The sequence below is a fragment of the Nitratifractor sp. genome (assembly GCF_015487065.1).
Lineage (GTDB): Bacteria > Campylobacterota > Campylobacteria > Campylobacterales > Sulfurovaceae > Nitratifractor.
The window spans coordinates 1-5,512 of record NZ_WFQN01000160.1; the positions used below are offsets into that span (position 1 = coordinate 1).

The 5,512-nt window shown below is 54.0% G+C and carries 5 protein-coding genes; 4 read left to right on the plus strand and 1 reads right to left on the minus strand.

Going from position 1 to position 5,512, the window contains the following annotated elements; translation table 11 throughout:
- Nucleotides 1–409: 409 nt before the first annotated feature.
- From ruvB to F8I07_RS09075, 4 genes are all read left to right on the plus strand, one after another.
- Complete coding sequence (gene ruvB / locus F8I07_RS09060) at nucleotides 410–1,423, plus strand: Holliday junction branch migration DNA helicase RuvB (protein ID WP_292658634.1); 1,014 nt, start codon at nucleotides 410–412, stop codon at nucleotides 1,421–1,423.
- Nucleotides 1,416–2,441 (plus strand): AI-2E family transporter, encoded by a 1,026-nt coding sequence (locus tag F8I07_RS09065; protein ID WP_292658638.1) that lies wholly within the window; start codon nucleotides 1,416–1,418, stop codon nucleotides 2,439–2,441. Before ruvB ends, F8I07_RS09065 begins: the two co-directional genes overlap by 8 nt.
- A 72-nt stretch (nucleotides 2,442–2,513) precedes the next feature.
- On the plus strand, nucleotides 2,514–3,197 hold the full coding sequence (locus F8I07_RS09070; protein ID WP_292658641.1) for a response regulator transcription factor: 684 nt from the start codon (nucleotides 2,514–2,516) through the stop codon (nucleotides 3,195–3,197).
- The gene (locus F8I07_RS09075; protein ID WP_292658644.1) at nucleotides 3,194–4,417 is read left to right on the plus strand and encodes an ArsS family sensor histidine kinase; all 1,224 of its coding nucleotides are present in this window, start codon (nucleotides 3,194–3,196) and stop codon (nucleotides 4,415–4,417) included. The genes F8I07_RS09070 and F8I07_RS09075 overlap by 4 nt, the downstream gene beginning before the upstream one ends.
- 384 nt (nucleotides 4,418–4,801) lie before the next feature.
- Here the strand turns inward: F8I07_RS09075 and F8I07_RS09080 are convergent.
- Nucleotides 4,802–5,512 (minus strand): (Fe-S)-binding protein (locus F8I07_RS09080; protein WP_292658646.1); only part of this gene is annotated, 711 nt, incomplete at its 5' end.

Sequence of the window (5,512 nt, forward strand, 5' to 3'; positions counted from 1 at the left end):
CGGCAGTACCGGGAGGAAGTGCGGAGTCGAGCCTTTCCTGACGATGAGCACTCTTATTGAATGAGGAATGAGGAATGAGGAATGAGGAACCGATGGCGCTTTCAGCGCCGTTATTGGTTATTGGTCATTGGTCATTGGTCATTGGGGACGCCTGCAGCGCTTTTATTCGTTTGAATGGAGTCGGCAGAGAGAGAGTCGCAAGTCGCAAGTCGCAAGTCGCAAGAAGTGTTGCCTTCGGCAATTTTATTCGTTGTTGGTCGTTGGTCGTTGGTCGTTTGAATAGAAGCGCTGTGGAACAGCGCCTACCGAAATCATTCACCATTCACCATTCACCATTCACCAATTCGTGGGATGGCAATCCCACGCTACGGGATCGGTTCCTCATTTTCGCTCCCAAAGGAGCGAACTGATGGAACGGATCGTCGAGTTCGAGCGTTTTGAGGGGGAGAGCGGCTATGAGCGTACCCTGCGGCCCTCGAGCTGGGACGAATATGTGGGGCAGGAGAAGATCAAAAAGAATCTTCAGGTCTTTATTCAGGCTTCGTTGAAACGTTCCGAGGCACTGGATCATATCCTCTTTTTCGGCCCTCCAGGCCTGGGCAAAACCACCCTGGCCAATATCATCTCCAGCGAGATGGGGGCCAGTATCAAGACCACCGCCGCGCCGATGATCGAAAAGTCGGGAGATCTGGCGGCGCTGCTGACCAACATCGAGGAGGGGGACATCCTTTTTATCGACGAGATTCACCGGATGAGCCCTGCAATCGAGGAGATCCTCTATCCGGCCATGGAGGATTATCGCCTCGATATCATCATCGGCAGCGGTCCGGCGGCCCAGGCGGTCAAGATCGACCTGCCCCGCTTCACCCTGATCGGCGCGACGACCCGGGCGGGGATGCTCTCCAACCCGCTTCGGGAACGCTTCGGGATGCACTTCCGGATGGAGTTTTACAGCGCGGAGGAGCTGGCGCGGATTGTAGAGCAGGCGGCGGAGAAACTGGCCATCGGAATCGGCAGAGAGGCGGCACTGGAGATCGCCCGCCGCAGCCGGGGAACCCCCCGGATCGCGCTGCGGCTCCTGCGCCGGGTACGGGATTTCGCCGAAGTGGCCGATGAGACGGAGATCTCGCTCAAAACCGCCCGTTACGGGCTGGATCAGCTGGGGGTGAACCATATCGGCTTTGACGAACAGGATCTGCGCTTGCTGGAACTGCTCATTTCAGCCAAAGGCCGTCCCATGGGGCTCAGTACTATCGCGGCGGCTCTGAGCGAGGATGAGGGGACCATCGAAGAGGTGATCGAGCCCTACCTGATCGCCAACGGCTATATCGAACGGACAGCCCGGGGACGGATCGCCACCCCCAGGAGCTACGAGCTTTTCAGGCTGACACCGCCACCGGCGGAAGGGGGACTTTTTGGATAGACGGACACTCTTTGTTTTGATTCTCTTTGGCCTGGCTCTCTGGGGGGCTTACTCCATCTATGCGCCTTTTTTGCTCAGCATGGTCGTTGCGGTGCTTCTGGCCATGGCGACCAGCAACCTGACCCAGTACCTTGCCAAGACACTGCGTTCCCGTAAACTGGCGACACTGGTGATGGTCCTGCTGTTGATCCTGTTGATTCTGGCTCCTATCGCCTATATCGCCACGACCGGGGTGGAGTATCTGACCCGTCTGGATCAGGCTACGATCCGGGAGATCTTTGCCAAGATTCGAAGCCTGACCGAGCATATTCCCTATGTCAACCACTGGGTAGATCAGTATCTCCAGGCGGACAAGGTAACCCCCTATTTGAAGGAGATTACACTCTATCTCACCAAGATGGGGAGCAAGGGGATCGGTTTTGTCAAAGATGTGGTCTTGGTGATCACCTTTTATGCCGCGGTGGTCTACTATCAGGAGCGCTTCATCGCCCTCCTGGAAGCATTGATTCCCGCGCCCGCCCGTGAAAGCCGGCAGATGGTGGATGAGGTCTCTTCTACGATGGAGGTGGTGATCTATTCCATCATCGTCACGGCGGTCTTTGAAGGGTTCCTCTTCGGAATCTTCGTCAGCTATTTCGGTTTTGACGGCTTGCTTTTCGGAGCAATCTACGGCTTCTCCTCCCTGATTCCCGTTGTGGGAGGAGCCCTGGTTTGGGCCCCCCTCTCTCTCTATGCCTGGAGTGAACTGGGGGGGAACGTGGCCTTGGCGATCGCCGGTTATTCTGTCATCGTCATCTCGGTCATTGCTGATACCTTTGTCAAGCCGATCATCATCAAGATGATCAAAGAGCAGCTGTTGCATGTCGAAACCCGGATCAACGAACTGGTGATTTTCTTTTCCATTATCGCGGGAATGAGTACCTACGGTTTCTGGGGAATGATCCTCGGACCGGCGATTACGACCTTCCTCTTTGCCGCGACGCAGATCTATCTGACCTATAGCAGCGATGTGGAGTGACGTAGCGCTTTTATCCCAGGCGTGCTATGATTTGTTAACCAAAACTGTAAAACTGTCAATCAAGGGAGTGAGATGGGCAATGACAAGATGAAGATCCTCATTATCGAGGATGACCCCGAACTGGCGATGGTGCTTAGCAGCTATCTCAGTAAATACGGGATGGAGGTGACGGCGGTGGAGGATCCCTATATCGGCCTCTCGACCCTGACCCAGCAGGATTTCGATCTGGTGATCCTGGACTTGACCCTGCCGGGGATGGATGGTCTGGAGGTGGTGGAGAAGATCCGGGAGAAATCGGATATTCCCATCATCATCTCCTCCGCCCGGGACGATATCACCGACAAGGTGATCGGGATGGAACGGGGGGCTGACGACTATATGCCCAAACCCTACGATCCGAGGGAGCTGGTCACCCGGATCAAAACGATTCTGCGCCGAACCGGCGGGAGCAAGAAGAAAGAAGAGTCCCTCTTCGATCTGGACAAGGAGGGGCGGGTGATCCGTTTCAAGGGCATCCCCCTGGAACTGACGGCAGCGGAGTTTGACGTGCTGGCGATGCTGATCCAGCATATGAACGCGGCGGTGAGCCGGGAGCAGCTACTCTATGAGAGTGAACATATCGACGATGCCAGCTCCGTCAAAAACATCGACGTCATCATCTCCCGGATCCGCCACAAGATCGCCAAGATCGACCCTGACCATACCTACATTCGGCCGGTACGCGGCGTAGGCTATCTGCTGACCGACAAAGTATGAAAAACGTCTCCGTCACCACCTTCATCCATACGATCTTTATTATCGCGATCGTGGTGCTGGGAGCGACCTTCTTCTACCTCCTCTCCTCGGGGAAAGAGCAGCGCAAACTCCAGCAGATCAACCGTTATAAAATGATCTCCGATACCTTTCTGACCCGGGAAAAACTGGATAAAAACAGTGTCACCCTAAAAAAACTTTACAAAAAATACGGTCTGGAGCCCATTGATCCGGAAAAGGTGAAAAAGGAGATCGAAACTCAGGGACGGACCATTTTCAGTGGCCGCTCGGTCTATGGAAATGTCCGGGTCTTTCGGACACCAAAACACACCTATATCTATGTGGACCGGTATGACTATCTTCTGATGTTGCTTGACAAACAGCCCCAGGACTATATCTACAAACTCCTGTTGACGATTGCTACGATTTTGGGGGTTTTGCTGCTCTTTATGTATGTGATGGTTCTGCGCAAGCTTTACCCTCTTAAGAAACTGCATCGTCAGATTGAGCAGTTTGCGGCGGGAGATCTGGAGGTGAAGATCGAGGAGAGCGGCGATGACGAGATCGGAAAGATCGCCCGAAGCTTCGACAAGGCGATCCATCATATCAAACAACTAATGAGTTCCAAAAATCTTTTTATGCGTAATATTATGCATGAGCTCAAGACCCCCATCACCAAAGGCCGGATCATCGTGGAGACCATCGACGATCCGATGGCCAAGCAGGTACTCACCAACGCCTTCGAGCGGATGAACGAGCTCATCAGCGACCTGGCGGAGGTGGAGCGGATCACGATGTACAACTTCGCTCCGGAAAAAGAGGATACGACCCTGCAGAAGGTGCTGGAGCGGACGGAACGGGTTCTGATGACCGATCCAGAGAAATACACCCTGCATTACACCGACCGCCCTCTGCATACCGATGTGAAACTATTGGCACTGGTACTCAAAAATCTTTTGGATAACGGGATCAAGTACAGTCCGGACCACCATGTCAATCTGGTGACGGTAGGAAACCGGATCGAAGTCCGTTCTGTGGGCGATCCGCTCAAAGAAGATCTCTCCTACTATATCGAGCCTTTCAGTCAGGAGGAGAAGCGCAGCCACGGTTTCGGGCTGGGGCTTTACATTGTTGCCAATATCCTGGAGAAGTTGGGCTACGGCTTCCGCTACCGCTATGACAAAGAAAAAGGAGAGAATGTCTTTGAGGTGGTGATGGATTGAGGCTGCCTTTGGCAGCGTCATTGGTTATGAGTTATCGGTCATTGGGAAGCGCCTTTGGCGTGGCGATTGAGATCTGCTTTTCGGATTGGTATTGAGCAATAGAGCTTTTTAGGGTCCGTTGAGTAAAAACGTTGCAAAGCAACGCCAACCAAAGTCCTGATTGAGTGCTTTAAAAAGCTGAAACGATTTCTCTCCGTCATCCCGAACTTGATTCGGGATCCACGGCACGATGGGTGTTCTAAGTCCTGGATTCCGGGTCAAGCCCGGAATGACGAAACGCCGTAGTGTGATTGCTATCCCACTTTTTTTGGTAGTAGCGAACTTTTTTTTCGTGGATTGGCAAACCCACGCTACATTTTTCAACTTAAAACTTCTAACTTCTTCCTACGAAGGCTCCGCCTTCGATGCCTTCAGCGCTTCGGCGATGAGCTCTACCGGGTTTTTGAAAACCACATCCACATCAGCCTGATGGAGTGAGTTGGAGATCTGCATGCGGCAGGCGCTGCACTCGGCGCTGACGATCTGGGCACCAGTCTCATCGATCATGGCGGCCTTGGGTTGGCCGGCGGCCTCGGCCAGATGGTATTTTTCAGTCTGCATGGTCACACCGCCGAAGCCGCAGCAGCGGTTGGGGTCGCTCATCTCTTTGATCTCATAGTTCTGGCTCAGGAGTGAACGGGGCTGCTGCCAGATTCCCTGGACCTTTCGGGCGTGGCAGGCGTCGTGGTAGGTCACACTTTGGGGCATGGTGACCCCTTTGGCGGCCAGACGCTCCTTGAGATCGGTCTGCTCCTCCAGCCATTCGGTGGCCATGAAGATCTTTTCGTTGAGCTTGCGGGCTCTCTCGGCCCAATCATTCATGCCCCGGTTGCGGAAGAAGACCTCCCAGTCGTGCTTGATCATCGCCGAGCAGGTGGCCTCGGGGATGATGATCGCCTCCACCTCGTCGATGAAGCTCTCGAAATATTCGATGTTCTGTTTGCTGAGGGTCTCTACGGTATGAAAATCTCCTGTGAAATAGGCGGGAGCGGAGCAGCATTTCTGCTCCTTGGGGATAAAGGCGTCGATCCCCAGCTCTTCGAGGATCTCCATGAG